The 26,788-nt window shown below is 42.4% G+C and carries 24 protein-coding genes; 11 read left to right on the top strand and 13 right to left on the bottom strand.

Translation table 11 applies throughout. The annotated features are described in order from the left end of the window. Positions 1 to 11: 11 nt before the first annotated feature. Entirely contained in the window at positions 12 to 821 is an 810-nt protein-coding gene (locus ZOBGAL_RS22250) for an SDR family oxidoreductase (protein WP_013996055.1), read from the top strand. Between the two features lie 75 nt (positions 822 to 896). Beyond that, the gene (fsa, locus tag ZOBGAL_RS22245) at positions 897 to 1,550 is read left to right on the top strand and encodes a fructose-6-phosphate aldolase (protein WP_013996054.1); all 654 of its coding nucleotides are present in this window, start codon (positions 897 to 899) and stop codon (positions 1,548 to 1,550) included. Positions 1,551 to 1,633: 83 nt separating this feature from the next. Here fsa and ZOBGAL_RS22240 read toward each other — a convergent pair whose 3' ends face one another. Next, the gene (locus ZOBGAL_RS22240) at positions 1,634 to 3,016 is read right to left on the bottom strand and encodes a TlpA family protein disulfide reductase (protein WP_013996053.1); all 1,383 of its coding nucleotides are present in this window, start codon (positions 3,014 to 3,016) and stop codon (positions 1,634 to 1,636) included. Between the two features lie 180 nt (positions 3,017 to 3,196). On the opposite strand from ZOBGAL_RS22240, the gene ZOBGAL_RS22235 reads away from it, so the two are divergent. Together ZOBGAL_RS22235 and ZOBGAL_RS22230 are read left to right on the top strand one after the other, a co-directional pair. Continuing rightward, complete coding sequence (locus tag ZOBGAL_RS22235) at positions 3,197 to 4,825, top strand: ABC-F family ATP-binding cassette domain-containing protein (protein WP_013996052.1); 1,629 nt, start codon at positions 3,197 to 3,199, stop codon at positions 4,823 to 4,825. A gap of 143 nt (positions 4,826 to 4,968) precedes the next feature. Then, the gene (locus ZOBGAL_RS22230) at positions 4,969 to 6,117 is read left to right on the top strand and encodes a hypothetical protein (protein WP_013996051.1); all 1,149 of its coding nucleotides are present in this window, start codon (positions 4,969 to 4,971) and stop codon (positions 6,115 to 6,117) included. Positions 6,118 to 6,197: 80 nt separating this feature from the next. Here the strand turns inward: ZOBGAL_RS22230 and ZOBGAL_RS22225 are convergent, their stop codons facing one another. Beyond that, positions 6,198 to 6,917, bottom strand: a complete 720-nt coding sequence (locus tag ZOBGAL_RS22225; protein ID WP_013996050.1) for a hypothetical protein — start codon at positions 6,915 to 6,917, stop codon at positions 6,198 to 6,200. Positions 6,918 to 7,112: 195 nt separating this feature from the next. On the opposite strand from ZOBGAL_RS22225, the gene ZOBGAL_RS22220 reads away from it, so the two are divergent. Next, positions 7,113 to 7,667, top strand: coding sequence for a fasciclin domain-containing protein (locus ZOBGAL_RS22220; RefSeq protein WP_013996049.1), 555 nt, complete (start codon positions 7,113 to 7,115; stop codon positions 7,665 to 7,667). A gap of 55 nt (positions 7,668 to 7,722) precedes the next feature. Here ZOBGAL_RS22220 and pheT read toward each other — a convergent pair whose 3' ends face one another. Next, positions 7,723 to 10,152 (bottom strand): phenylalanine--tRNA ligase subunit beta, encoded by a 2,430-nt coding sequence (pheT, locus tag ZOBGAL_RS22215; protein WP_013996048.1) that lies wholly within the window; start codon positions 10,150 to 10,152, stop codon positions 7,723 to 7,725. Between the two features lie 130 nt (positions 10,153 to 10,282). Between pheT and ZOBGAL_RS22210 the strand changes: the two genes are divergently transcribed. Continuing rightward, positions 10,283 to 11,503 carry a peroxiredoxin family protein gene (locus tag ZOBGAL_RS22210; protein WP_013996047.1) on the top strand — a complete coding sequence of 407 codons (1,221 nt, stop codon included), beginning with the start codon at positions 10,283 to 10,285 and terminating at the stop codon, positions 11,501 to 11,503. A gap of 6 nt (positions 11,504 to 11,509) precedes the next feature. Here the strand turns inward: ZOBGAL_RS22210 and leuB are convergent, their stop codons facing one another. Further along, complete coding sequence (leuB, locus tag ZOBGAL_RS22205) at positions 11,510 to 12,628, bottom strand: 3-isopropylmalate dehydrogenase (RefSeq protein WP_013996046.1); 1,119 nt, start codon at positions 12,626 to 12,628, stop codon at positions 11,510 to 11,512. 136 nt (positions 12,629 to 12,764) lie between these two features. Continuing rightward, positions 12,765 to 13,937 carry a 2-isopropylmalate synthase gene (locus ZOBGAL_RS22200; RefSeq protein ID WP_013996045.1) on the bottom strand — a complete coding sequence of 391 codons (1,173 nt, stop codon included), beginning with the start codon at positions 13,935 to 13,937 and terminating at the stop codon, positions 12,765 to 12,767. A gap of 272 nt (positions 13,938 to 14,209) precedes the next feature. Here ZOBGAL_RS22200 and ZOBGAL_RS22195 point away from each other — a divergent pair, with 272 nt between their 5' ends. From ZOBGAL_RS22195 to ZOBGAL_RS22185, 3 genes are all read left to right on the top strand, one after another. Next, entirely contained in the window at positions 14,210 to 15,754 is a 1,545-nt protein-coding gene (locus tag ZOBGAL_RS22195) for a hypothetical protein (protein WP_013996044.1), read from the top strand. A 3-nt stretch (positions 15,755 to 15,757) separates the two neighbouring features. Continuing rightward, positions 15,758 to 16,621 (top strand): DMT family transporter, encoded by an 864-nt coding sequence (locus ZOBGAL_RS22190; protein WP_231854781.1) that lies wholly within the window; start codon positions 15,758 to 15,760, stop codon positions 16,619 to 16,621. 298 nt (positions 16,622 to 16,919) lie between these two features. Beyond that, a complete protein-coding gene (locus ZOBGAL_RS22185) occupies positions 16,920 to 18,407 on the top strand; it encodes a hypothetical protein (protein WP_013996042.1) in 1,488 nt (495 codons plus the stop codon). A gap of 119 nt (positions 18,408 to 18,526) precedes the next feature. Here the strand turns inward: ZOBGAL_RS22185 and ZOBGAL_RS22180 are convergent, their stop codons facing one another. The 3 genes from ZOBGAL_RS22180 to panB are packed head-to-tail and all read right to left on the bottom strand — an operon-like array spanning position 18,527 to position 20,679. Continuing rightward, positions 18,527 to 19,072 carry a DUF4252 domain-containing protein gene (locus ZOBGAL_RS22180; protein WP_013996041.1) on the bottom strand — a complete coding sequence of 182 codons (546 nt, stop codon included), beginning with the start codon at positions 19,070 to 19,072 and terminating at the stop codon, positions 18,527 to 18,529. Positions 19,073 to 19,105: 33 nt separating this feature from the next. Continuing rightward, positions 19,106 to 19,804: an RluA family pseudouridine synthase gene (locus tag ZOBGAL_RS22175; protein ID WP_013996040.1), complete on the bottom strand. Its 699-nt coding sequence runs from the start codon at positions 19,802 to 19,804 to the stop codon at positions 19,106 to 19,108. Between the two features lie 56 nt (positions 19,805 to 19,860). Beyond that, the gene (gene panB, locus ZOBGAL_RS22170) at positions 19,861 to 20,679 is read right to left on the bottom strand and encodes a 3-methyl-2-oxobutanoate hydroxymethyltransferase (RefSeq protein ID WP_013996039.1); all 819 of its coding nucleotides are present in this window, start codon (positions 20,677 to 20,679) and stop codon (positions 19,861 to 19,863) included. A 150-nt stretch (positions 20,680 to 20,829) separates the two neighbouring features. Between panB and ZOBGAL_RS22165 the strand changes: the two genes are divergently transcribed. Further along, positions 20,830 to 21,288: a hypothetical protein gene (locus ZOBGAL_RS22165; RefSeq protein ID WP_013996038.1), complete on the top strand. Its 459-nt coding sequence runs from the start codon at positions 20,830 to 20,832 to the stop codon at positions 21,286 to 21,288. 62 nt (positions 21,289 to 21,350) lie between these two features. On the opposite strand, the gene ZOBGAL_RS22160 is transcribed toward ZOBGAL_RS22165, so the two are convergent. Next, the gene (locus ZOBGAL_RS22160; RefSeq protein WP_013996037.1) at positions 21,351 to 22,817 is read right to left on the bottom strand and encodes a Gfo/Idh/MocA family protein; all 1,467 of its coding nucleotides are present in this window, start codon (positions 22,815 to 22,817) and stop codon (positions 21,351 to 21,353) included. A gap of 170 nt (positions 22,818 to 22,987) precedes the next feature. On the opposite strand from ZOBGAL_RS22160, the gene ZOBGAL_RS22155 reads away from it, so the two are divergent. Beyond that, entirely contained in the window at positions 22,988 to 23,923 is a 936-nt protein-coding gene (locus tag ZOBGAL_RS22155; RefSeq protein WP_046288149.1) for a 3-keto-disaccharide hydrolase, read from the top strand. Positions 23,924 to 23,984: 61 nt separating this feature from the next. Here ZOBGAL_RS22155 and ZOBGAL_RS22150 read toward each other — a convergent pair whose 3' ends face one another. The 4 genes from ZOBGAL_RS22150 to ZOBGAL_RS22135 form a co-directional block, all read right to left on the bottom strand. Then, on the bottom strand, positions 23,985 to 24,782 hold the full coding sequence (locus tag ZOBGAL_RS22150) for a DNA/RNA non-specific endonuclease (RefSeq protein WP_013996035.1): 798 nt from the start codon (positions 24,780 to 24,782) through the stop codon (positions 23,985 to 23,987). Positions 24,783 to 24,873: 91 nt separating this feature from the next. After that, positions 24,874 to 25,659 (bottom strand): DUF3050 domain-containing protein, encoded by a 786-nt coding sequence (locus tag ZOBGAL_RS22145; RefSeq protein WP_013996034.1) that lies wholly within the window; start codon positions 25,657 to 25,659, stop codon positions 24,874 to 24,876. Positions 25,660 to 25,816: 157 nt separating this feature from the next. Continuing rightward, positions 25,817 to 26,143: a DMT family transporter gene (locus tag ZOBGAL_RS22140; protein WP_013996033.1), complete on the bottom strand. Its 327-nt coding sequence runs from the start codon at positions 26,141 to 26,143 to the stop codon at positions 25,817 to 25,819. Positions 26,144 to 26,215: 72 nt separating this feature from the next. Beyond that, complete coding sequence (locus tag ZOBGAL_RS22135) at positions 26,216 to 26,779, bottom strand: Crp/Fnr family transcriptional regulator (protein ID WP_013996032.1); 564 nt, start codon at positions 26,777 to 26,779, stop codon at positions 26,216 to 26,218. Between the last annotated feature and the right edge of the window lie 9 nt (positions 26,780 to 26,788).

Genomic DNA, 26,788 nt, shown 5'->3' with positions numbered 1-26,788 from the left:
TTGCACCGATTATGGAGCAAAAAGTAGTATTGATAACAGGAGGTTCTTCCGGTATAGGAAAGTCTATAGGGGTATACCTCAAATCAAAAGGGTTCAAAGTTTACGGAACCACAAGAAATTTAGCCAAGCATAGAGATTTTGAAGTTTTTGACCTGCTCGAACTTGATGTTTCCGATCAAGGAAGTATCGTAGCAGCGGTAGACTATGTCATCTCAAAGGAAAATAGGCTTGACGTATTGGTGAACAATGCCGGGGTAGGAATTACGGGGCCTCTGGAGGAAACCCCTACTGAGGAAGTTCAAAAAGCTTTTGATACCAATGTTTACGGTCCTCTTCGTATGGTGCAGGCCGTATTGCCCCAAATGCGCAAGCAAAAAGGGGGAACGATCATTAATATTACGTCTATAGCCGGTTATATGGGCCTACCTTATAGAGGTGTGTATTCCGCGACCAAGGCGGCACTTTCAATGCTTACGGAAGCCCTACGGATGGAAACCAAGGCCTTTGATATTAAGATTACAACCTTGGCCCCTGGCGATTTTGCCACGAATATTGCGGCAGGCCGTTACCATTCCCCACTTTTAGAAGACTCCCCTTATAAGAAACCATACGGTAATACCCTGAAAATGATGAATGATGATGTGTCTAATGGGGGCGATCCGATAGCTGTGGCCAAGCAGGTCTTTGAAATTGTAGAAAACCCCAAACCTCGGGTACATTATAAAGTAGGGTCGCCACTTCAGAAATTTTCGGTGGTCTTAAAGAGCTTGTTGCCAGATAAAGTGTACGAGAAACTCTTGCTAAACCATTATAAGTTGTAATTTCGTGGCTCGGAAGAAAAGCTTCCGAAAAGTAAAATTTGGATCTAATTTTTTTAACCTAATAAACTCCAGCAGATGAAATTTTTTATAGACACGGCCAATTTGGATCAGATACGGGAAGCACAAGAACTCGGTGTTCTTGACGGTGTAACTACCAATCCGTCGTTAATGGCCAAAGAAGGCATTACAGGAAGAAACAATATATTAAAACACTATGTAGACATCTGCAATATCGTTGATGGGGATGTATCTGCCGAGGTTATAGCCACAACTTTTGACGAGATGGTCAAGGAAGGTGAAGAGTTGGCCGAACTACACGATCAGATCGTTGTAAAAATACCCATGATAAAAGACGGGGTTAAGGCATTAAAATATTTTTCCGATAAAGGTATCAAGACGAACTGTACTTTGGTATTTTCTGCGGGACAGGCTTTGTTGGCCGCTAAAGCGGGAGCAACTTACGTTTCTCCATTTATCGGAAGATTGGACGACATTTCTACCGATGGGCTTAACCTTATAGCGGAAATACGACATATATACGATAACTACGCTTTTGAAACGCAAATTTTGGCGGCTTCTATCCGTCATACCATGCATGTAATCGATTGTGCAAAGGTCGGAGCGGATGTTATGACAAGTGGTTTGTCTTCGATCACAGGTCTTTTAAAGCACCCATTGACCGATAGCGGTCTAGAGAAATTCTTGGCAGACTACAACAAAGGAAACTAAGGTCAAGCTCTCGTTTAAAACGAATGAAATAAAAAGAGGAATACCGAACAGGTATTCCTCTTTTTTTATGGGGTGAATGTTGTTTAGAATGAAGTGTAAACGTTCGCGAAGGCATCAACAATGACCTTGTCGTCGGTAATGATACATTTGTTGAGCGGATATACGATCAGCGATTTCGTTAGCTCTTCAAAATCTGACGAGCGGTACTGTTTGGATTGGTCAAGCCCCGAGGTCTCTAAGATGCCTTTCCAATTGCTCTCGTCGGTTTTTATGTTTATACCTACAAATGAGTATTTCGGTTTTTTTGCCGATAGTTGGGCTATTCTTCTTTTGATGCTTTCAAAATGCATTCTGTCGGTCGCCGACCAAAAATAGAAAACGGTTTTCTTGTTTTGGGCCGCAATCTCTTGTAGGGTTACAACTCTTCCGTCGGTACTCGTTACTTCTACGTTCGGTATTTGTTTTTTAGGCTGAATATTCTTGATGCCTTGGTAAAGCGCATCAATTTCATCCATATGCCTGTTGTTCTCGCTCAATTCCCTAAAATTGGAAATGAACTCGTCATTTTTTTCTTCCGAATCATGAACCTTCAAAAGGTAGTCAAAGGCCACGTACCTGAACAGATTGTCCTTGAGTTCTTTCTCCTTTACGAGACTATCGATAATATGGAGCTTGTGCTTGTTAAAGTGCAGCTGATTGCGAACTACATTGTTTTTTATGCTACAGGCGTGTGAGCAGGACATAAAAGATAAGTTGCCCACATGGTTGATCATAAAGTTGTAGTAGGGCCTTAGGTAGGTCAAATCTTTATCGTTGAAGGTAAGTTCCTTTCTGTAGGCGTAGAAGTTGGGAGGGAGGTCTTTAAAAATATTTTCCCCGGTCAATTTCTTGTGCTTGAACGGATACTCCTCTTTATAAGTGTTGTAATTGTAGCTGACACTGGCGTTGGCGATCTTTAGCTCTTTTTCCGAGAACTTGTTCTCGCTTTTTAACTCTGCCAATACATCTAATTTAAGTTGTTTTAGCGAGTCTATTTTCCTTTCGAAATCGGTTGGGGTCAAGCGGTACATTGAACGTACGGCCGGAGCTTCTTCCTCATGGGCAAGGAACACTTCGAGAAGAAAATTGTTCAGGGCCTCGCCGCTTCCGGAAAACACCAAGGATTCGTCAAAATCGGTAGTGTTCAATCGAACCAAAAGGCTATCTCCCTTTTCGAGATATACGTATTGTAGTTCGGGGTCATGATTGAAGTGATAGAGGCCTTCGCTAATAGAGTCTAGGGTAAATGCAAATCTATTGTCCTCGTCCAACTCCGCAGAGTCTATGACGACATCCCCTTTGAGCAAAACAATATAATTGCTCGTCGGATTAACGATTTCACCTGCAAAAAATATACTGGAGGAATTTTTCTCGGCACCACAACTAACTAAAACGAGAAGAAATAGATAGAGTAAATTTCTATTCATATAAGAGAGAACTTGGTGAGTAACACCCAAAATTAAGCAACACTTTGGCAGTTTGCTGTTAATAGCGAGTTAAAAATAAGCGTCTTGCGTTAATGTGAACGATGAAACCAATGCTTTTTAAGTTTATTGGTCTAGGCGATTAAAATTCTGTATTTTTGCACGAATTTTAAAAAGAAATCTATGCTGTCGGTATCAAATTTATCTGTGCAATTCGGAAAAAGAGTCTTGTTCGATGAAGTGAACGTAACCTTTACCCAAGGCAACTGTTATGGGGTGATCGGGGCAAATGGAGCGGGAAAATCTACCTTCCTTAAAATCTTGTCAGGACAGATAGACCCTACCTCGGGTCATGTGCATTTAGAGCCCGGCAAGCGTATGTCGATCTTGGAGCAAAACCACAATGCCTATGATGAGTTTACGGTTTTGGAGTCGGTGGTAATGGGAAACAAGCCACTATTTCGCATTAAGCAGGAAATCGATGCCCTGTACGCAGATTATACCGATGAAAATGCCGACAAGATAGGGGAGTTGCAGGTTCAATTTGAAGAAATGAACGGATGGAACGCCGATAGCGATGCAGCGGCACTTCTGTCGAACTTGGGAATCCCTGAAGAATTACATTATACCTCTATGGCCGATATCGACTCCAAGCTTAAGGTAAGGGTTCTTTTGGCCCAGGCCCTATTCGGAAGCCCCGATGTGTTGATTATGGATGAGCCTACCAACGACCTTGATTATGAAACCATAAACTGGCTCGAGAATTTCTTGGCCGATTATGAGAATACGGTAATCGTTGTTTCTCACGATAGACACTTTTTGGACTCGGTCTGTACCAATATCGCCGATATCGACTTCGGGAAGTTGAACCTGTATTCGGGTAACTATACGTTCTGGTACGAAAGTAGCCAATTGGCAGCGCGCCAAAGGGCACAACAAAATAAGAAGGCGGAAGAAAAAGCCAAGGAACTTCAAGAGTTTATTGCGCGTTTTAGTGCCAACGTTGCAAAAAGTAAGCAGGCCACTTCAAGAAAGAAAATGTTATCTAAACTTAAGGTAGAAGATATCAAGCCTTCAAGTAGAAGATACCCGGCCATTATTTTTGAAAGGGAACGGGAGGCCGGAGACCAAATATTGAACGTAGAGGGGCTTTCCGCTATGTCGGAAGACGGTGATCTGCTTTTTGAGAATGTCAACCTAAATTTGGCAAAGGGGGATAAGGTGGCCATAATTTCTAGGGATTCTAGGGCGACTACCGCATTCTACGAAATTATCAATGGCAACAAGAAGGCGGAAAAAGGTGAGTTCCAATGGGGGGTCACCACTACACAGTCTTATTTACCTGCCGATAACTCAAGTTTCTTTAACGAAAATATAAGCCTAGTAGATTGGTTACGTCAATGGGCCAAGACCGAAGAAGAACGCGAAGAGGTATATATTCGCGGGTTCTTGGGAAAAATGCTTTTCAGTGGCGAAGAAGCCTTAAAGCAATGTACCGTGCTCTCCGGAGGTGAAAAGGTGCGTTGTATGCTTAGCCGAATGATGATGTTAAGGGCCAACGTCCTTATGTTGGATGAGCCTACCAATCACTTGGACTTAGAGAGTATTACCGCATTTAACAATTCATTAAAAAACTTCAAAGGTACCGTTCTGTTTACTACCCATGACCATCATTTTGCACAGACGGTTGCCGATAGAATTATCGAGTTGACTCCAAAAGGCAACATTGACAGATATTTGTCGTTTGATGAATATATGTCCGACAAGGCATTGCGGGAGCAACGTAACAAAATGTACGTTGAAACCGTATAATTTTTGTTAAACCTAATAGTCTAGAACGTAGTAGTGAGCGTTTTTAGGTTCAAGACCCAAACTTGGATCCTAAAGATGCTCGCTACGCTTGGTTGTCACCTTGTCAACTAGAATCGGTCTAGGGTATTTAAAAATTGCAACAGATGAAAACCTACAATTTAATCTATGCCTGTATGGCAATGCTCATCGTTATCGGTTGTTCTAAAACCGATAGTGATTCCCTCGGGGAGAAAGAAAAGGAGGAGGAAAAAAACATCCAATCCGATTACACTTTACTAGTCAATAACAACGGAATGCTAGAGGCTACCTTGCTCAATCTTGAAGACAATGGGTTGGCCTTGAGCGGTAAAGAAAGTAAATTCAGTTCGGTAAGCCAGCCTACTTTAAGTTATGAAAACGACCAGGTGCTTACCATGTATCATAAAAAGAGTGATTGTAGTGGTGAAATCACGGTTTATGATTTTAAGGACGATACCAGTGAAGCGTATGAAGTTTTTACCGACTTAGGCGCTTGTAGCCTTACGGCCAAGGCTGTTTCCCGCAAGGGGAATACCATTTATATAGCTTATGAGTTGCATGTTTCACCTTCTGCTGAAGATGACGAATTTTATGTTCGGGCTCTTGATGTTTCGGTGGCAACGCCTACATATGTCGATATAACTTTGGATAAAAGGCCTTTGCAATTGGCTTTTGCCCATAACCGTTTGTTTGTGCTGACACTAGATGAGGAGGTAACGGATGAGTATGCTATTTCGGTAGTGGATTCAAGTAGCAATACGGAAATATACGATACTTTGGTAGGTTTTGATGTGCGGAGAATGTTCACGGGCCCAGATGATAATATTATTATTGGCTACGATGATCTTCATAGTACCATAAACAGTACCACCTTTGAAATAAAATATACAAATTATGGTTCGGGAAAAGAACCGAATTTTACAGGATCTTCTTACTTGCACTTCGATAGTAGCGGTAAGATGTATTACGAAATGACACCTACCGATTATAGTGAATTTCCCGTGATTCCTGCGGTTTATGATTTTGAGGAAAACCTTACGGTCATGTATGCCTTCGAAAATTTTATAACAGAGACCCAGCTGAAGTTTGAGTATGAAATCGAAAAGACGACCATGGTTAGCTATGACGAAGAGAACAATGTGCTACTTATCGGATACAAAAAGAAGACTGGTGACGACAAGGGGGGCTTGTTGCGTTTGAACCCTGCTCCAAAACCTCAGGTGCTCAATAATATTGATGTTGACGGCATACCTACTACAATCTTTATCAAATAGACGCTTTTGTCAATCCATAAAAAAGAGGCATTTCATTTAATCGAAATGCCCTTTTTTTTGCCATATACTATAGTTTATGGTCAGGCGTTAAAGTATTTACTGTTCCAAATGGCATGGTTAAAGTTTTTTCCAAGGGCAAATCCATAAAAAATTACAATGGCGGCTGAACACTTGAAAATAAAAAAGAAAATAATAAAAAATTGGGCGGTCGAACTATTCTTGGAAAACAATCCGTCCGGCACCAATAAAGCCACCAAATAACTCAAGGTGACCACGAGCAAGGTCAAGTTTATTATATTTTTAAACGGCCACATGGCTATTTTTCGAAGTGGATGTAAATCTTTTCCCCAATGATGTAAAAGATAGTAATAGTCGTTACCGATAGGGGCAAACAGCAAAGGGTCGTCTTTGTCGTCAAGTTTGAAGAGCTTAGACGGGGCTATAATTTTAAAGCCCTTGAGTTCTATATCGTGTGCTTCTTCCAGTTTTTTGATTTTAGCAATGGCTTCAGCGGGAATCTCCCCTTTAAAAAAATCGGAATTCAAAAAACGAAGCCTATAATCGATACATATCTTTTTGATGTCGGATAGATGATAAATTTTATCCGTGTCGAGCAAGTCGATATTAAAGGCATTGTTCGTTTTACTTGTACTTTCAATGCTAAGATTGTTGCTGATCCTTTCTCGGGAAGCAGAGTCTTTTTCAAGGATGTGGTTGAGCGCGTAAGCGTAATCGGTCGTGCCGTTTTGCCGCTTTTCCTTGATCAGCACGCTTTCAATATTGACTCTCTTGTTCAGCATATTTTATGGCAACTCCCTCAAATTTAGAGAATTCGAAGTCTAAAACACGATTTCAATACTTAAGTATTTGTTAATTTTTTGTTAAAAATATATTTAAAAGGGGGTAAAATAGACATGATAATTGTCATAAAGTTGTAACTTGTCGAACAATTTGAACCGTTAATCGACCATTTTAACAACTCCCCAAGTTTTTTTATGAAATATCCTACGATTCTAGTTTGTCTGTTTTTTACTCTTTGTTTTTCGCTTTCGGCACAAGAAATCACAACCGCTAACAGTCCTTTAGTGGGGGCTTCTGGTGAATCGATTGTCAATTCTACGGCAAACTCAAAAAATCATCAAACCCTTTTGGCGGTTATGAGGGCTACCGATTTAGAGGAGTTGTTGGATCAATCGGGACCTTTTACGGTTTTTGCTCCTTCCGATCGTGCGTTTGAAAATCTATCGGGCAAATCGGTCAAAGACCTTTTGGATCCTAAAAATAAAAAAGAACTTAAGGATTTATTGACTTACCATATTGTAGCCGGTTACATTTCGGCTTCTAAGATATTGAAGGCTATGTGTAGGGGTAAGGGCAAGGCTACCTTTACTACGGTGCAAGGCGATACGATTACGGCAACGATGAAAGGTATAGATATTATCTTGACCGATAGCTTCGGAAACAAGGCGACTATAGTTGTGGCCGACTCCAATCAGAAAAACGGGGTGATACACGAAATCGATAGTGTGATATTACCCGGAAAAATATAAGACTTCCTTCTACTAAAAAAATATTTCTTAAATCTTTCCGGATAAATCGTTTTTGCTAGCGTAGTTCCGCTCCCAGTTCGGTTTGATACGTTTTCTGCAATTTGCCCATAATGCGATCGATTTGCTTGTCGGTCAATGTACGCTGACTGTCTTGCAAAGTAAAGCTTACCGCATATGACTTTTTGCCTTTTGGAAGTTTGTCGCCTACATATACATCAAAAAGGTTGATGTCTTTCAATAACTTCTTCTCGGTCTTTCTACCTAAATCGTATACTTGTTTAAAAGAAACAGCGTCGTCTAGCAATAGGGCCAAGTCGCGTTTTACCTCTGGGTATTTAGGGATTTCGCGATAGGTGATGCTGTTTTTTTGGGCCAAGGCAATTACGTTGTCCCAATTGAAATCGGCATAGAGAACTTCTTGTTTGAGGTTCATCTTCTTAAGGATTGATTTTTTAATCAATCCAAAAGAAACTACTTCCTTGGTGTTGACAGCCAGGCTGAGTCCTTCCGAGAATGCACTGTTCGATGTTGGCTCAGAGATGGCATCGGTAATTCCCAAGCGGGCCAAGATATTCAAGACTATCGATTTTAAATAAAAGAAATCGATGGCTTTTACTTCCCTTGACCAATTGCTCTCGCTGCGGTTGCCGGTCAGGTAAAGACAAAGGTGTTTGTCTTCTATATACTTTGTGTCTTGTTGTTCGTACGATTTCCCGAACTCAAAAAGTTTTAAGTTGTGCTTTTTCCTGTTGTTGTTGTAGAGTACGGTCTCAAGACCGGTATATAACATAGAACGACGCATTATCGAAAGGTCGTTGCTCAACGGATTCAGCATTTGAACACTTTTCTCATCTGTTTCGGACTCATCAATGAGTTGGGCGTTGGCTGGAGCGGTCAAACTGTTCGTCATGATTTCATAGAAACCCTTTGAGGCCAATAAATCACCTATAACGGTTTGTAACCTATGATCGTCGAACTTTGAAACCGGTGCGGTGGAAGCGTTTAGCTTGGTGCCAAAATCTATATTATTATAACCGTAAACACGTAAAATTTCTTCAATAACATCTACTTCCCTTTGTACATCTACGCGGTATGAAGGTATTGAAAGTCCGAGTCCGGCTTCGGTGACGCTTTTTACCTTAATGTCCAGTGAGGTCAATATCGATTTGATCGTATCTTGTGGGATTTCCTGTCCGACCAAGGAATAGGTTTTTCTGAAGGTCAAGAAAACTTGATGTTCGTCAAAACGTTTAGGGTAAAAATCGATAATGTCGGAAGTAATATCGCCTCCTGCGATTTCCTTTATCAATAAAGCAGCACGTTTTAGGGCGTACTCTACATTCTCAATATCGATACCTCTTTCAAATCTAAAAGACGCATCGGTGTTCAAGCCGTGTCTTTTAGCGGTCTTGCGAATGGAAACAGGGTTGAAATAGGCGCTTTCAAGAAATATCGAGTTTGTTTTTTCGGTAACACCTGTGTTTATTCCTCCAAAAACTCCTGCTATACACATAGGTTTTTCAGAATCGCAGATCATTAGGTCGTCTTCGTGCAAGGTACGCTCTTCCCCGTCTAGGGTCATAAATTTAGTCCCTGCCGGTAAAGTTTTTACGATGACTTTTTTACCGTGGATGCGATCGGCATCGAAGGCATGTAAAGGCTGACCGAGTTCGTGCAAGACATAATTGGTGGCATCGACCACATTGTTGGTGGGGTTGATACCGATGGCCCGTAACCTGTTCTGTAGCCATTTTGGCGATGGCTTTATCGTTAGGTTGCTTAAGGTAATACCGGCATAACGAGGTACTAGTTTACTATCTACCACATCAACTTGCAGTTTTAGCGAACGGTTGTCTACATTAAACTGGCTAATGGAAGGGGTAATCAATTCTTTATTGATCTCTTTTTGTATGAGTCCCGCTTTCAGGTCCCTTGCTACGCCATAATGGCTCATGGCATCGGCACGGTTAGGGGTAAGGCCTATTTCAAAGACTTCGTCTTGTTCGACATCAAAGATTTCGGAACAAGGAGTGCCCGGTTTTAGTTTGCTGTCGAGTACAAGAATGCCTTCGTGGTCAGAGCCTAGTCCGAGCTCGTCTTCGGCACATATCATACCGTGGCTTTCTTCGCCCCTTATTTTTCCTTTTCCTATTTTCCAGACCTTTCCCTCAGGAGTGTACAATTTCGTGCCGACCGTGGCAACGGGTACTTTCTGGCCTTTGTCTACATTGGGCGCTCCACAAACGATTTGCACCGGAGATTCGGCACCTATGTCTACCGTGGTTACTTTTAATTTATCGGCATTCGGATGTTTGGTGCAGCTAAGTACATGGCCTACTACAATACCCTTAAGTCCGCCTTTGATGGATTCAAAAGGAGTAATTCCTTCAACTTCAAGGCCTAGGTCGGTTAGAAGCTCAGCTGTTTTTTGGGAATCCCAATCAAGTTTTAAAAATTGTTTTAACCAGTTATATGAAATCTGCATCGGCTAGTTTTAGAGCGGGTAAAGATAAAACAATGCATTAAGACATTCAATATGCATGGCAACTGAATTAATTATTTTTTTGTTGTAAGTTTTGGGCGTATATAACGATTCTAACAGAAAAGACGAAAGAATGAAGAAGTTGCTATGTATGGTTTCGCTTTTGAGTGCCCTTATTTCCTGTAAGGACGAAACACAACCTGAATTGTCGGAAGGGGTATGGAGAGGGAAACTCAGTGTAATGGAGGGTGAAAAACTGCCTTTTAATTTTTTGGTTGAAAGGGAAGACGATGCGTATAAGATGCAAATTTATAATGCCAGTGAAGTCATCGTTGTTGATGAAATCGAGCTAAAGGGCGATTCGATACGGATACATCCGCCTGTTTTTGAGGGATACATTTCGGGAACGTTTACACCGGAGCGGATTGATGGTGATTTTAGAATTGAAAGTTTAGATAGGGTAGTGCCTTTTGAGGCCAGTTTTGGGGAAACGGAACGTTTTTCTACCAAAAAAAACGCAGACGTAAATGTTTCCGGTATTTGGGAAACGGAATTCACTCCTGTGGATCTTGAGGCGTATATGGGAAAAGGCATATTTGCCCAAGACGGGAATAAGGTAACGGGGACATTTAGGACAACAACGGGCGACTATCGTTATTTGGAAGGCGTAGTAACGGGCGATTCCTTAAAGTTGTCGGCATTTGATGGGGCCCATGCCTTTCTGTTCACGGCCCAGGTGACCGATAGTAGCTTAAACGGGGTGTTCTATTCGGGAAATCATTCCAAGGAAACTTTTGTGGGGAAGCGTAATGAGGGCTTTGAGCTGCCGCCTGCCGATTCGCTTACATTTTTAAAGAAAGGGTATGATAAATTTTCATTTTCATTTCCCGATATCGACGGTACAATGGTGTCTTCCGAAGATGAACGATTTAAGAACAAGGTGGTAATCGTACAAATTTTAGGCTCTTGGTGTCCGAACTGTTTGGACGAGACCAAATTTTACGTCAATTACTTAAGGGACCATAATCTCAAAAACCTTGAAGTAGTAGGCTTGGCCTTTGAATACGCCAAGACAAAAGAAGGAGCCATAAAAAGTATTGAAAGGCTCAAGCAGCGTATAGGGGTAAATTATCCTATTCTATTGGCACAGTACGGAAGCTCCGATAAAGATATGGCGCAGAAAAAACTACCGATGCTTAATCGGTTATTGTCATATCCAACTACGATATTCATCGATAAGGAAGGAAAAGTACGCCATATACATACCGGGTTTAACGGACCTGCTACCGGTGAAAAATACATAGAGTTTCACAAAGAGTTCGATACACTTTTGCATGAACTGCTAAGTGAATAAGGGCGTTTAGATAATCGTTGACTTTCCTAGGCCGATGTTCTCATCGTTAATGCTTGGATTGTCGTCAGACTCAACAATGTTTTCCGAAATAAAATCGCCTACGTAGTCCGTACCATATTTGCTGCTTCCCAAAACGTCCGTTGTCACTACTTTCTTGACAAAAGATTTATGTACGGCGGCTACGATGGCATTTGCTTCTTCGTCAAGTCCAAAGTGCTGTAATAACATGGCGGAACTGAGAATTGAGGCAACCGGATTGGCGATGTTCTTTCCTTTGGCCTGTGGGTAGGATCCGTGAAAAGGCTCGAACATGGCATTTTCCAAGCCCACCGAAGCGGAAGGAAGAAGGCCTACCGAGCCTAGGATGACACTACCTTGGTCGGAAAGGATATCACCGAACATATTATCGGTCAGTATAACATCAAATTGGCGCGGGTTAAGCATCATTTGCACCGCGGCATTGTCGATAAACAGACATTCAAAGGATATGTCAGGATAGCTCTGGGCTATATTGGTAACGGTTTTACGCCAAAGTCGCGATGACTCGAGCACGTTGGCCTTGTCGACAAGGGTTACTTTTTTACGTCTTTTTTTTGCCGCTTTAAAGGCTAAATGGGCAATTCGGCTTATCTCGCTTTCCGAATAGGTGCAGAGGTCCGATGCCGTGGTTCCATCTTCACTCAGTGTTTTTTTTCCAAAATAAATACCTCCTGTAAGTTCCCGAAAAATAACGAGGTCGGTATGATCTACGATATTTCGCTTAAGCGGGGAATTCTCTAAAAATGCAGGAAACATTTTAATGGGTCTGATACTGGCAAAAAGGCCTAGTTCTTTGCGTAACCTTAATAGTCCTTGTTCGGGTCTAACCTTGGCTTCTGGGTTATTATCATACTCCAAGGCACCGATGGCGCCGAATAAAATAGCATCGGACTCTTGGCAAAGGGCCAATGTTTCGTCGGGTAACGGTCGTCCAGACCCTGTCATGGCGATAGCGCCAAAGGGAGCTTCAACGAATTCAAACCTATGATTAAAGGTTTCTTCGATTGCTTTTAGGCATTTTACCGATTGGGCCAATACTTCGGGGCCAATGCCATCGCCGCCAAGAAGGGCAATTTTTAGCTGCATCTAGAGATATTTTAAGTATACCAAGTTCATTGCCATTGATTTGATTCGATAGCAGAGGGCTAAGATTAAAAATTTTAATGACATTACGGTCAAAAAAACGATTAAAATGAAAACGGTATAAAATCTCGAATAGTCTCTAAGAAATACTGTTTAAGGTAATTTTGCTGGACTCTATAATTTTCGGAATATCTTGGTCGGAAATTTCCTTGTTTTTGTCGGCAAATTTCAAGAATTCTTGGTAGACCTCGTCAAGTTGAAGCTTCGTAAGCTCGAATCCTACCAATTTGGCCCTATAGGCCAAGGCGGCCCTACCGCTTCTGGCGGTAAGCACAATGGATGATTCGTTTACCCCAACATCTGCCGGATCAATAATCTCATAGGTTTCCCTGTTCTTGATTACGCCGTCTTGGTGTATTCCAGAACTATGGGCAAATGCGTTGGCACCAACAATGGCCTTGTTGGGCTGTACCATCATTCCCATTTTTTGGGAGACCATCTGGCTCGTGTCGAAAAGTAACTTACTGTTGATATTGGTATCAAGACCTAGGCTAGGGTGTTGTCGTAAGATCATGACAACCTCTTCTAATGACGTATTCCCGGCTCTTTCTCCAATACCGTTTATGGTACATTCGATTTGACGTGCGCCGTTGATGACACCGGCAATTGAATTTGCCGTGGCCAGACCGAGGTCGTTATGGCAATGGCATGAAAGTACGGCCTTGTGGATTCCGGTTACGTTTTCCTTTAGGTATTTTATTTTGGCACCGTATTCTTCGGGCAAACAATATCCCGTTGTATCAGGTATGTTTAGAACGGTGGCTCCAGCTTTTACTACGGCTTCGCACACCCTGGCCAAAAATTCGTTGTCGGTACGTCCCGCGTCTTCCGCATAGAACTCTACGTCTTCAACAAAGGTCTTGGCATAGCTTACCGCATCTATGGCCCGTTCGATGATCGCCTCTCGGTTCGAGTTGAACTTGAACTTGATGTGTGAGTCGGACGTACCGATACCCGTATGTATACGTGCTCTTTTTGCCGGTTTCAAGGCTTCTGCCGCTACTTCTATATCTTTTCTTACCGCACGGGTCAATCCACATACCGTGGCATTTTTTACCAGTTCGGCTATTTGGGTAACAGATTTAAAATCTCCAGGACTCGATATAGGAAAACCGGCCTCAATAATATCTACTCCCAAATCGTCCAATCGTTCTGCGATGACCAACTTTTGTTCGGCGTCTAGTTTGCAGCCGGGCACTTGTTCCCCATCACGAAGTGTTGTGTCAAAAATCTGTACCTTCTCTTTACTCATTATATTTGTGTAGTTTAGCTAACTTAGAAACTTTTTGCAACTTTGTTCAATGTACAAATATCATATTTTGTACCGTTATTTCAATATTTTTTGATAACCTTAGCCTTAATCTTTTGGGTAGGTCGTAAAACGAAAAGTGCTATTCAGTGCAATACGAATATATGACCAATAGTACAGACTGCCTAGTACCCATAAGAAATAGTACAACGTTAAGTCGGTTTTTAGTGTATGTAAGAAGCTAACATAGAGCAAATTAAATAATATTTTTTACGATGACAAATGCGCACAGAGATGCCTTGTTCGTTCTGGTAAAGTCGCTTTCGAAATCAGAAAAGCGACAGTTTAAATTGTATGTGGGTCGCTTGGGAGTGAATACCGATGCCAAATTTTTGGCACTGTTCAATCTCATGGATAAAATGAAGAAGTACGATGAGAAGACCATTTTGGAGAGTGGTATCGTTAAAAAAGCCCAATTATCAAACTTAAAGGCGCATCTATATAAGCAGATTTTGGTTAGTCTAAGGCTTAACCCGGTGAACCAGAACATACGTGTTCAAATTCGGGAGCAATTGGACTTCGCTACGATTTTGTATCAAAAAGGACTTTATAAGCAGAGTTTAAAAATTCTTGATAAGGCCAAATCTACGGCCATAGAGAACGAAGAGAAGAATATTGCCTACGAAATAGTGGAGCTTGAAAAAATAATCGAGACCCAATACATTACCCGCAGTATTCCCGACCGCGCCGATGAGCTGGCCGTGCAGGCCAAGGAATTATCGGCACAAAATGTAATGACCAGCAAGTTGTCGAACCTTTCGCTACAATTGTACGGCATTATGCTAAAGGTGGGATATGTGCGTAGTGATGAAGATTATGTGAAGGTGAACAAGTACTTTGAGACCCATTTGCCGAAATATAAATTGAAAGAACTTGGCTTTAGGGAAAAACTCTGGCTCTACAAGGCACATCTATGGCACAGTTTCTTGATTCAAGATTTTCTTTCGTCTTATAAGTATGCAAGTAAATGGGTAGACCTGTTCTATGAACATGAAGAACAGATAAAGTTGAACCCCGTTTTTTTCCTGAAAGGAAACCACTATTTGTTGGAATCTATTTTTTATGTGAAATACAGTTCACATTTTAAGGAAGTTCTTGAGCGTTTGGAAGCGGTTGTAGAGAGCAAAAGCTTCCCGAAAAACGACAATATAGCGTCTTTGTCCTTTCTTTATATCAATGCGAACAAATTGAACCTTCATTTCTTGGAGGGTACCTTTAGCAAGGGCCTGTATCTAGTGAAAATAATAGAATACGGCATAAACAAACACAAAGACCGTATAGATGCCCACCACATTATGGTGTTGTACTACAAAATTGCGTGTCTGTACTTTGGAATAGGCGACAATAAGACCTGTATTCAATACCTCAAGAAAATTATCAATAACAAAAACCTGAAAATGCGTGAAGACCTCATGTGTTTTGCCAGGGTTTTAAGTCTGGTAGCGCATTATGAAGCGGGCATGGACTATCACCTTGAGGTGCAGTTAAAGAGTACCTATAAGTTTTTGTTAAAGATGAACGACCTTCACGCCGTTCAAAAGGAAATGATCAAATTTTTGAGAAACTTGGGTAATATTTTCCCTAGCGACCTGCGAAACGAATTTCAAAAATTACATACCGAGCTTAAGAAATACGAAGATCACCCATATGAAAAAAGGGCATTTCTGTATTTAGACATCATCTCTTGGTTAGAGAGCCATCTAGAGAACAGGCCCGTGGCAGATATTATTCGAGAAAAGGCCATGGCCGTAAAAAGGTAGTATTTGGCAGCGAGCTCGTCTTTTAGCATAAAGAATTTTTTAGAGATCAACTTGGCGATGCTGCTTCTGAGTACCTCGGGGCCTTTTGGTAAATTTATAGCCTTACCGGTTCCCGTGACCATTGGTATTCGTGCATTTATAACGCTTGCTTTATTATTTCTGTACTGTCGGTTCAAGGGAATTTCATTCGGTCTTAGCAGTAAGGACAGAAGCCCCATAATTATAAGTGGTATTCTTATGGGAGGCCATTGGTTGGCTTACTTTGTGGCCTTGCAAATGTCCAACGTTGCCATAGGGATGTTGTCTTTGTTTACTTATCCTGTCATTACGGCTTTTTTAGAGCCTTTGTTCTTAAAGACCCGATTTCAAAAAATGCATTTGGTGCTGGGGTTTTTGGTCCTTTGTGGAATTTATTTTTTGGTGCCCGATTTCAGTTTTGATAACAGTTATACCATAGCTATCGGTTTTGGGATGTTTTCCGCACTTTGCTATGCCGTTCGCAATCTTATTCTAAAGACAAAAGTAGATAGGTACCAGGGTTCTGTGCTGATGGTATACCAGATGGTCATTATCTGTCTTATGCTGATTCCCGCATTTTTTTACTACGATTTGGAAGCGGTGCCCGATCAATGGAAAGGATTGCTGGGCCTAGCGGTGATTACGACCGTTTTTGGACATACGATGTTCATCAATTGTTTTAAATATTTCTCCATTACCACAATAAGTATTTTAAGTAGCGTTCAACCGGTCTATGGTATTCTGATCGGTGCCTTGGTGCTTTCTGAGATTCCGGCATGGTCTACGGTTGCCGGCGGATGCTTGATATTGGCTTCGGTAATTGTTGAAAGTGTTCGTTCTTACCGTTAAAAATGGTCGTTTGTCTGGTTATATTTCGTAACCGTTGTATAGAATACAATTGAATGGCCTACATGATTGAAAAATTGTCAATTTTTTTGGGTATCGATTGCAAAATTCAACCTTTTTGGTAATTTTGAAGGTCAGTCTTTTCGAAAATTGCCAAGAAGCAACACATTCAAAACTGCCATTTGAAATATAGTTAAGGGCTCTGGCTACGGAGCGGTTTCACAAAGTTTGTTTCTCTACTGCATTACTTGTCATGCCCTCTACCTAAAACCGTTATCGAATAACCTTAATATAACCAACAATGAAGAAGAAACGAATACCTGTTTTTATTGTAATAGGAAGTTTACTCCTATTAAGCTTTCAAGTTCTCAACAACCAACTCCATTTATTACAGTCGCCAGGTGCGGTAATCGAAGATTATGTAGAGCCTGATTACGAGTTGGGCTCGGGGCATATCGATTCTTTACTTCCCTTGCCAGTGGTGAAAGATGGGGAAAGAACCCCCTTTGACCTATGGCGTTACGGAGGGAAGGACAAAACTTCCTTTATGCAACCCGACTTGCCTATGGAATGGGAAGAATGGCTTGAATTTCATAAAAAGCAAAAGCCGGAATTGATGGCCGATATTAGGGATTATATGAATTCGCGCTATAATTTTACGAACGAATCATACGAAGGGAAATTCATGTCTGGGGGAAGAAAACCCATTATGAAAGGTCCCGTGTCAAGATTGCCAAAAGGCATCGGATCATTCGAAGAACTAGCCCAACTATCGCCGGACGAAATTAAGGAAAGGGACTTGTTCCCCTTTAAACCTTTGGCACACCCATTGGCTTCAACGGCCCACATGGTTTTTCCAGACGCTTGGAACAAGGTACACCCCGAACACGTGCGTATCGATTTAGATCACGATTATCCTGATGCTTATTTGCCCGAATTTCCTGCGCCCATGTTTTTGACCACCCATAAGGAACTGGGAGATGTAACCAATGGACGCGAGGTTACCTTTGCCAATTATTACGAAATATTTAACGGACTCTTGACCCCGGAACAAATGGAGGGCTTAAAGGAGCTGTTAAGGCCTACTCCTACAGGTTGGTTCAATCATACGACCCACAGGGTTACCGTCGAGCCGAGTGCCGGTGTAGCCTGTTTTTCGTGCCATGTAAACGGTCATACCAATGGAGCTTTTGAATTGGCGCCCGACAGCAGACCACAATTGTCACGTCTTCGAGTAGGTACGCCTTCCATGCGTGGAAATTACAATATGATGCAATTTGCCTCAAAACGATCCATACGAAGCATGGACCATTTTGCGGAAGTAGAGGAATATTTTGATGGCGATCCCGGAATGATGCAACATATTGGTCCGCGTGCGCACCAAAAAGTGGTAGCGAATCGGATGGGAGATTTCAACGCCTTGTTGGATTTTCCGCCTGCGCCAAAATTAGATGCCATGAACCGGTTGATTCCTGAAAAGGCGACCAAACAAGAACTTTTGGGCGAAAAATTGTTTCATGGAAAGGCTAAATGTGTAAGCTGCCATAGTGGTCCGGCCTTTGTGGATGATTATTTACACGATTTAAAGGTAGAACGTTTTTACAAGGGAAGACCTGAAGGTCCGATCAAAACATTTGCCTTAAGGGGTATAAAGGATTCGCCCCCATATTTGCACGACGACCGTCTTCCGACCTTGGACGATACGGTAGAGTTTTTTAATCTGGTTCTAGAACTAGAATTGAGTAAGGAAGAGAAGAAGGCACTTACCGCATATATGATGTGTCTCTAAGCTTATACAATTGCCACTAGGTACGTATGGGGTTCTCCGTTTCCTTTGCCTGTGAGGGGAAGCCATGCGTACTTAGAGGCATTGTCTCTTTTTTCTTTTAAAGATCGGTAGCGGAGTCTTTATTTCTTTTCTTCCTGTTGGTTGATTCCCTGAGGCAAATTACCTTCTTGATATTGGTTGATGAGTCCGTTCCCCAGTTTTTGGAACTCTTCGTTTTGGGCCATTTGACGTACTTTTACAGGGTCGAAATCCCCATTGAAATAGAGAAAGGATGCGTTTTGGTTATTGTTGTTATAAATCAATATTTCCTTTACGGCATTTCTTTTCTCGCGTATGCTCACCACGTTTCGTTTGAGTTCATCGTTTTTGCGATAGACTTCGATAAAAGAATTGTCGGTAATACCGTTCATCTGTTTGTTCAAGAATTCTGTTTTGGCCGCGGTCGTACTGGGAAATGACATATAGCGCAAATCTTTCGTAGTACCTATAAGCGATTTCATTTCGGGAGAAATGCCACCAATAAGCGAAAGCATAAACCGGGGTACCCGCACGGCGGTAACATGGTCGTCTTCTTTATGGGCGTTGTAAAAACTGTCGATTGAATTGTAGGTGCTGCAAGATGCGAGCAGTACAAGACTGCAAATAAATAATGTTCTTTTGATCATGGTCTTGTGTTTATACAGTTAAATATACTGTTTCTAACAACAAGCGTTCCAAATCGGGTCTTCAGGTGGTTTGGCCACGATTTCTACAGGTTCTTTTCTCACCGGATGGATAAAGGAGAGTCGTCGTGCGTGCAGGTGTATGCTTGCGTCGGGATTGCTCCGGTCAAAGCCGTACTTTAGGTCTCCTTTTATGGGGCAGCCAATGGCGGCCAACTGCGCCCTGATTTGATGGTGGCGGCCTGTGTGTAAGTCGATTTCAAGAAGGTAGTAGCGGTCTAGCTTTTTTATCACCCTATAGTCTAAAATGGCTTTTTTGCTATCCGGAACTTCTTTGATATGGGCGTACGACTTATTCTGTTTATTGTTGCGTTTGAGATAATGGGTAAGGGTGTCCTCGTTTTTTTTAGGTTTATTTTTGACGATGGCCCAATAGGTCTTTTTCGCCGCTTTTTCGGCAAAAAGTTTATTGAGGCGGGGCAGGGCCTTTGAAGTTTTTGCAAAAACCACTATACCGGATGTCGGGCGGTCGAGCCTGTGGGCTACGCCTAGATAGACGTTGCCGGGTTTGTCGTATTTTTCCTTGATGTACAGTTTAACGACCTCGCTTAAGGGCATGTCTCCCGTTTTATCGCCCTGAACAATATCGCCCGGTCTTTTGTTGATGGCAACGATATGGTTGTCTTCAAACAATACCAAGAGGTTGTTTGGGTCGGAAAGGAGTTTACGGGCCACTAGAGCTATAAATTAGATTAGGACAAACCGGTATGGAGACGGATGTCGGATAGTTATTAATACTGCTCTTCGTCGTTCGGGAAATCCCTATTTTTTACGTCCTGTACGTATTGAGAAATGGCACTGCCCATTTCTTCATAAAGGTTCATGTATCGACGTAAGAACCTAGGGTTGAATTCATGGGTCATTCCTAATAGGTCATGAATGACCAAAACTTGTCCATCAGCGTGCTTTCCCCCACCGATACCGATAGTGGGGATTGAAATACTCTCCGAAACTTTTTTGGTCAAGGCGGCCGGAATCTTTTCGAGCACGATGGAAAAACACCCAAGTTTTTCAAGAAGTTTGGCATCTTCCATCAATTTTTCGGCCTCTTCCTCTTCCTTGGCACGAACGGTATAGGTTCCGAATTTATAGATAGATTGTGGGGTGAGTCCTAAGTGTCCCATTACCGGGATACCGGCTTTCAATATTTTTTTTACCGATTCCTTGATTTCGATACCTCCTTCGAGTTTTACGGCATGTGCCCCGCTTTCCTTCATAATACGGATGGCCGAACGAAGGGCTTCCTTCGGGTCACTTTGATAGCTTCCGAAAGGAATGTCTACCACGACCAATGCCCTTTCCACGGCACGTATAACCGAGGTGGCATGATAGATCATTTGGTCAAGGGTTATGGGTAGGGTGGTTTCATGGCCGGCCATTACATTACTGGCGGAATCCCCTACCAGAATAACATCAACATTGGCAGAATCTACAATCTTGGCCATAGAATAATCATATGCGGTAAGCATTGATATTTTTTCGTTGTGTTTTTTCATGTCTACAAGAGACTTGACCGTTACTCTTTTGTATTCTTTTTTTGCCGTTGACATATGTATTTTGTTTTGGTGGGATAAATGTAAGGAAAATGTTGGGTTTCCGAGATATGTAGGCTCCTTTGCTTATCGGTCGTTCAATCCATAACGGGGGTAAAGTACTCGCGCTAAAGCGAATATTTATTAAATTTGGTAAAATTGATACCAATGAAAAAACTACTCATACTGCTTTTTTGCCTCCTTACCTTTGGGGGATATGCCCAGGAAAATGAAGAAATGGCCGTTAAAAATACGATTGACGCTTTTTTTGAAGGGTTTCACCGTCAAGATTCGGTTCAAATAAAAAAAACGATAGCCGGTAATGTGGTCATGCAAACCATTGCCAAGGATGAAATGGGGAATCCCTTAGTAAAGACACAAGCTTCTTCCGATTTCTTGAAATCTATTGTGGCAATTCCGGAAACTACAAAATTTGAAGAGGTCATCAACACGTATTCCATTCAGATAGATGGCCCGATGGCCCATGCCTGGACACCTTATACCTTTAATTTAGACGGGGTGTTTCACCATTGCGGGGTAAACTCCTTTCAGTTGGTGAAAGATGCCGAGAAGGGGTGGCAAATCGTTTATGTTATTGATACCCGACGAAAAGAGGGATGTGAATAGCTAGAATTAAAAAAAAGACGGATTGCAAAACCCGTCTTTTTTCGTTTTTGAATTGGTTATGATTAAACCTTCCAGCCGTCACGGTAGGTTCTACCAACAAATTGGTTGGCTTCTTCCAAATTGGTGATCCGCATGTTCTCGCCGTCCCATAACAACTTCTTTCGGGCGAAGAAATCCATATTACCCTTACTGTCCTCTTTCCTCAACAAATAACTGCGAATGGCCAAATTGCCCATAAGAACGGTTTCCGTCATTGGGCCCGCATAATCGAACGAAGAGGTCAGGGCCTTGTGTTCATCGCTGTTGAAGCCTGCTTTACACGCATCGACCCATTTTCGTTGGTGACCGTATTCAGGTTCTTCGTTTGGCTCGGTTTCAGGACCGAATTCGGTCGTGCCGTCGTTCAGGTATAGTTTCGGGGTGAGGGGACTACTATCGTTGATGTTGGTGGAAATAATTCCTTTTTCACCAATGATGAGTACACCATTATAGCTTCCGGGGCCTCCAATGTCGTTGTTGGCCGGGATAATATCGGGATGCGAAGGTCTAATGCCCCCATCGCTCCATGTCATTTCAATCGGTTTCTTTGTTTTTTCGGTGGCGCCAAAGTGAAGGGTTATAAATGAGGAGGCGGGGCAGCCTTCAGGGTGGTAATCCGCGTCCCACATTTGTGAATAGACCGAACCTACACTGCATTCGGCATCTGTGGGATATTTTAAGCCTAGGGTACGAAAAGGAATATCGATCAGGTGACACCCTACATCGCCAAGGGCTCCCGTACCGTAATCCCACCAGCCCCTCCAGCTAAATGGGTGTAAGTTGGGGGTATAGGGCCTTTCGGGTGCGGGTCCGAGCCAAAGGTTCCAATCTAAGCTGTCAGGCTTTAGATTGGGGTTTGGGGCCTGCATGGCGCTTCCTTGTGGCCATACGGGGCGGTTGGTCCATACCTGAACTTTGGAAACGGCGCCAATGGCGTCGTCATCGATCCATTTTTGAACCATCCCCAAAAGTGGGTTGGAGCCGCCCTGGTTTCCCATTTGGCTCACAATTTTATGGTCTCGGGCCATCTGTGTGAGTACACGTGCCTCACGAATATTGTGTGTCATGGGTTTCTGTACATAGACGTGTATGCCCCTTTCCATAGCATAGGCAGCGGCAGGGCCATGAACGTGGTCGGGAGTGGAAATGGTAACGGCATCGATGCCTTTTTCCTTATCTAGCATTTCACGGTAATCGGCATACAATTTTGCCTTGGGAAAATTCTCTACGGATTTTTTGGCAGAGCCCGCGAAATCTACATCACATAGGGCCGTTACTTTTTCCCGGCCATTTACCGAAGCGTTAAAGATATCACTAGAGCCTTTGCCACCCGCACCAATGGCAGCTAGGTTTAAGCGGTCACTGGGGGCTAGGTAGCCCGGGCCGCCCAGAACGTGTCTGGGTACAATAAAGATAGAAGAAGCTATGGCTCCCTTTTTTAGAAAAGACCTTCTTGAGTTGGTTGGTGGGTTGTTTTTTTTGTGAGCCATTGGTTTTTACTTTTTAGTTGAATTTGTGAATGGTCTCTAAAGTTAATTAAATTTTAATGACAGCAATTAAAAGTTGGTATCGATATAGTATTATGATTCGCTAAATAAATCATGAACTAAATGTTAGGTATTTTCTATATTTATCGCTTTAAAAAATTAATAATATGAAAATGGGATTGAAATTATTTGGGGCAACGCTAGGCTTGTTGTTATCGGCGATTACAATAGGTAATGCCCAAGAGGCAAAATCGTTAGAGGGCAAATGGGATATGGTTATAGAAAAAGACGGTAAGCAATTGCCTTCTTGGTTAGAGATAAGGCATTCGGGTACGAATACCTTGGTCGGTAGTTTTGTCTATGCCTTCGGTAGTGCAAGGCCTATTGCCGAGGTTAAGGTCAAAAATGATATTTTCAATTTTACCATACCGAAACAGTGGGAGCCGGAAGGAACCGATATGGTGTTCACAGGAAGGCTGCAAGGAGAAGAACTTAAGGGAACGATGATTTATACTGATGGAAAACCTTATAGTTGGTCTGCGGTCAGGGCCCCAAAATTGGAGTATGTTGAGAAAGCGAAATGGGGAAAATCAAAAGACCTTTTCAATGGAAAGGATTTAAGCGGTTGGACGGCCATGGGAGAAAACCAATGGGTAGTTGAAAATGGGGTGCTGAGAAGTCCGAAATCGGGAGCGAACTTGGTGTCCAATGAAAAGTTCAAGGACTTTAAACTGCATGTGGAGTTTAAGGTTCCGCCCGGAAGCAATAGTGGGGTGTATTTAAGAGGTCGTTACGAAGTTCAGATTACCGATGATAAAGGTTCTGATCCGTCAAATGTATTGTTTGGGGGAATTTATGGCTTTTTAACACCGAACGAAATGGCGGCCAACGATGCGAGCGAATGGCAAACCTACGATATAACCTTGATCGGGCGTCGTGTAACCATAGTCGCCAATGGAAAAACCATAATCAACGATCAAAATATACCAGGTATTACCGGTGGGGCCTTAGATAGTAATGAAGGCGAGCCCGGTCCGTTTTTGATTCAAGGGGATCATGGCCCAATTATGTTTCGAAAATTTGAAGTTACTCCAAGGGTAGAGAAGTAAGCTTGGTCATGTATTTTTACAAACGCCCACTGTTGTGTACAGCGGGCGTTTTTTTGTGGGATTACCAATTAATATCGGACGGGCGGTACAAAGGTTGGCGCTCGGTTTGGGCAAAGGAGTTTACGTCGAATACACTGGCTTGGTGAATGGCTTCGTCGAAGGTAAAGTTGCATTTGGCCTCTATTTCCGAAGGAGCGACTTCGTAGGTTTTAAATGCTTCTAGATCGAGAAAGGATAAGCGGGTCAAATCTTGGGTCAGTATAAACGATTTGGTCTTTAGTTGGCCGTTTTCTTCATAAAGAATGGTCTTGTAAAACTCGGTTGGAATTTTGTAGCCCCTATATTCTCGGTCGTCTTCATGAAAGATACAACCGCCGATAATACTGACACGTGATCGGTCCATTTCCGTTTGGTCGTATAAAGCGTTTTCCAGTTCGCCCCAAACGCCTCCTTTTCCACTTTGGTTAAAGTCATCCATCTGGGGAGCAATATTGGTAAAGACAAACGAATCGGAATTGGCTTTTTTGGCTTCCTCATGGTTACCCCATACCAAATCGACCCTTCTGGCAATATGGCCTCGATCTAAAGGGTTGTTCTTGTACAGGCGGTTGCCGGCCTGCGATTCTGAAGGAATTCTCGAATCTTCAAAAAATCCCGCTCCCTTTCGGGCGATACGTTTGAGGTTGCTTCCGTCGATATTCCATGCGACCCAAATGGCGAATTGGGTGCGACTACTTAGCGATAGGGAGAAGTGGGTGTAGTCGATGATTTCGCTACCGTTCAGTTGAAAGGCATCGCTCAACCGATTCAATCGCGGAACTTGTATGTTTGTACTTAAAAAATTGGTATCAAATGCCATAGGAAAATAGGGTTACAAAAGTTAAGCGTCTCAAAAATGTAAAATTTCTAGAACAAAGTCCTTGTCAATAGGTTTAAGTTAGGGTTATTTTTTATTGGTTTGCACCAACGGCTTTGTTGGTAATCTCTTCGGTAATGGCATCCCATAGCTGAATTCTTTTCGTTAAGGCTTCCCTTGCGATGCTATGGGTTTCTTGCCATTTTTGATGGTCGTCCCCACAAAGTTCGGCCACCATTTTAAGTGACAACGGCCCGTGTTCGTCGCCATCCAGTTCAATGTGTCTTTCAAGATAGTAGACAAATTTGTTGTACCGATTGTTGTCGGCATCGGCGCTTTTTAAGACTTTCATGAACATATCGGGGATAACATCTTCACGACCAAAGGTAAATGCGGCGGCTACCAAATGTGGCTTTCCGCTGGCTATGGTGTCGAACGAAAAACGTACAAAGTCGGCAACCTTTTGGGGGATAGCTATGGCCGTCAAGGCCGAATCTACGGTAGCTCCTTTTTCTAAAAGCGCGATAAAGCTATCAATACGGGTGGTGTCGGCCTCGAGTTGCCGCATGGCTTCGAGATACATTTCGAAATGGCTTTTAGCTTCGTTCAGTTCGTTGATATCACTTTCTTCCCCATGTACGATTTCATTGATAAACCGTGCCAGAACCGGGTTTTTACTGGGTGTCCAGGGAATGCTGACCTTGGTCAGTGAAATCTGGAGGGATTTTAAGAGCGACATAAAATCCCAAACCGCAAAAACGTGATTTTCCGTAAAAACCCTAATATCTTCAATTTGGTTTAAGTTCTTGTAAAGCGGGTGGTTTTGAAGTTGATTTCTTAAGTCCGCTATTTCGTTTTCTATCTTTATAATCTCTTTCATAGTTTTTTTGGGTCACTAACAATAGGCTTATAATCCGGTTCTTTAGTATAAGCAGTTTTAGGTGTATTATACTATACGAACTGTAGTATTATATAACATTTTTTTCAAAGATGGTCGTTCTGTAGTTAAATATTTACGGAAGGACCGTTGGGCTATGCTAGTGAGAGACGTATTTTAAGCCGATTATGGATCCAATAAGCGTAACAATGAAGAATATCCTCCAGAAATTGGCGGGGTCTTTGAAAAAAAAGATTCCGAGTAGCACGGTTCCGACCGCCCCGATGCCTGTCCATACGGCGTAGGCCGTGCCAAGAGGTAAGGTCTGGACGGCCTTTATTAAAAGGAGAAAGCTAATAGCGGAACAAATAAGAAAACCACCGTACCAGAGGTACATATCGGTTCCTGTAGTTTCTTTTGCCTTAGATAGGCAAAAGGCAAAGGCTACTTCAAACAATCCTGCAATAATTAAAATCAACCAGTTCATTTCTTTTGTTTTTATCGCTGCAAATATGGGCAAGGTAATCGGTATTATTTTTTACAAATGATAAAAACGACATCATTTTATTTCGGCACGTATTCTACTAAGGCTTACCTGGGTTATGCCGAGGTAGGAGGCAATATGGCCCAATTGCACCCTTTGGATGAGATGGGGCGTGTTCTTTAATAGTTCGCGGTACCGTTGTTTGGCAGTTTTGAACTGGCTTGAAATCAAACGCTCTTCGGTGGTCTTTAGGTTTTGTTCGGCAAACTTTCTGCCCCAGTTGGCGATGTGTATATCATGAAGGTATAATTGCTGTAGTTTTGTGGTTTGCAGGCGGTACAATTCACAGTCTTCCAAGAGTTCTATACTTTCGATTCCTCTTTTGTTTTCGACGTAGCTCTTCATTGAAATAATGGTCTCGCCGGCAGTTCCGAACCAAAAGGTAATATCGTTACCTTCATGATTGACATAGGCGCGGACGATTCCTTTTTTTATAAAGTAGACCGATGTTTCAAGCGTATCGGCATGAATAAGGATGTGTCCCTTCGGGTAGGTTACGGGTACAGTGTTTTCAATGATCTTTGTTCTCGAGGCTTCAGGAAGTTTACTTATGCTATCAATGATACTTTCGATCTCCATCTGCAATTA

Source organism: Zobellia galactanivorans, from assembly GCF_000973105.1.
Classification (GTDB): Bacteria; Bacteroidota; Bacteroidia; order Flavobacteriales; family Flavobacteriaceae; genus Zobellia; species Zobellia galactanivorans.
Note: the sequence above shows the minus strand (reverse complement) of the source record. Positions and strands in the feature narration are given on the sequence as shown.

What these genes read in the sequence shown, in the direction of transcription:
- ZOBGAL_RS22155 (WP_046288149.1), top strand. Translation starts at nt 22,988, where the DNA reads ATGGGATTGAAATTATTTGGGGCAACGCTAGGCTTGTTGTTATCGGCG.
- ZOBGAL_RS22250 (WP_013996055.1), top strand. Translation starts at nt 12, where the DNA reads ATGGAGCAAAAAGTAGTATTGATAACAGGAGGTTCTTCCGGTATAGGA.
- ZOBGAL_RS22160 (WP_013996037.1), bottom strand. Translation starts at nt 22,817, where the DNA reads ATGGCTCACAAAAAAAACAACCCACCAACCAACTCAAGAAGGTCTTTT.
- pheT (WP_013996048.1), bottom strand. Translation starts at nt 10,152, where the DNA reads ATGCAGATTTCATATAACTGGTTAAAACAATTTTTAAAACTTGATTGG.
- ZOBGAL_RS22200 (WP_013996045.1), bottom strand. Translation starts at nt 13,937, where the DNA reads ATGAGTAAAGAGAAGGTACAGATTTTTGACACAACACTTCGTGATGGG.
- ZOBGAL_RS22180 (WP_013996041.1), bottom strand. Translation starts at nt 19,072, where the DNA reads ATGATCAAAAGAACATTATTTATTTGCAGTCTTGTACTGCTCGCATCT.
- ZOBGAL_RS22165 (WP_013996038.1), top strand. Translation starts at nt 20,830, where the DNA reads ATGAAAAAACTACTCATACTGCTTTTTTGCCTCCTTACCTTTGGGGGA.
- ZOBGAL_RS22230 (WP_013996051.1), top strand. Translation starts at nt 4,969, where the DNA reads ATGAAAACCTACAATTTAATCTATGCCTGTATGGCAATGCTCATCGTT.
- ZOBGAL_RS22235 (WP_013996052.1), top strand. Translation starts at nt 3,197, where the DNA reads ATGCTGTCGGTATCAAATTTATCTGTGCAATTCGGAAAAAGAGTCTTG.
- ZOBGAL_RS22140 (WP_013996033.1), bottom strand. Translation starts at nt 26,143, where the DNA reads ATGAACTGGTTGATTTTAATTATTGCAGGATTGTTTGAAGTAGCCTTT.
- ZOBGAL_RS22225 (WP_013996050.1), bottom strand. Translation starts at nt 6,917, where the DNA reads ATGCTGAACAAGAGAGTCAATATTGAAAGCGTGCTGATCAAGGAAAAG.
- ZOBGAL_RS22185 (WP_013996042.1), top strand. Translation starts at nt 16,920, where the DNA reads ATGAAGAAGAAACGAATACCTGTTTTTATTGTAATAGGAAGTTTACTC.
- fsa (WP_013996054.1), top strand. Translation starts at nt 897, where the DNA reads ATGAAATTTTTTATAGACACGGCCAATTTGGATCAGATACGGGAAGCA.
- ZOBGAL_RS22145 (WP_013996034.1), bottom strand. Translation starts at nt 25,659, where the DNA reads ATGAAAGAGATTATAAAGATAGAAAACGAAATAGCGGACTTAAGAAAT.
- ZOBGAL_RS22240 (WP_013996053.1), bottom strand. Translation starts at nt 3,016, where the DNA reads ATGAATAGAAATTTACTCTATCTATTTCTTCTCGTTTTAGTTAGTTGT.
- ZOBGAL_RS22150 (WP_013996035.1), bottom strand. Translation starts at nt 24,782, where the DNA reads ATGGCATTTGATACCAATTTTTTAAGTACAAACATACAAGTTCCGCGA.
- ZOBGAL_RS22220 (WP_013996049.1), top strand. Translation starts at nt 7,113, where the DNA reads ATGAAATATCCTACGATTCTAGTTTGTCTGTTTTTTACTCTTTGTTTT.
- panB (WP_013996039.1), bottom strand. Translation starts at nt 20,679, where the DNA reads ATGTCAACGGCAAAAAAAGAATACAAAAGAGTAACGGTCAAGTCTCTT.
- ZOBGAL_RS22210 (WP_013996047.1), top strand. Translation starts at nt 10,283, where the DNA reads ATGAAGAAGTTGCTATGTATGGTTTCGCTTTTGAGTGCCCTTATTTCC.
- ZOBGAL_RS22195 (WP_013996044.1), top strand. Translation starts at nt 14,210, where the DNA reads ATGACAAATGCGCACAGAGATGCCTTGTTCGTTCTGGTAAAGTCGCTT.
- leuB (WP_013996046.1), bottom strand. Translation starts at nt 12,628, where the DNA reads ATGCAGCTAAAAATTGCCCTTCTTGGCGGCGATGGCATTGGCCCCGAA.
- ZOBGAL_RS22135 (WP_013996032.1), bottom strand. Translation starts at nt 26,779, where the DNA reads ATGGAGATCGAAAGTATCATTGATAGCATAAGTAAACTTCCTGAAGCC.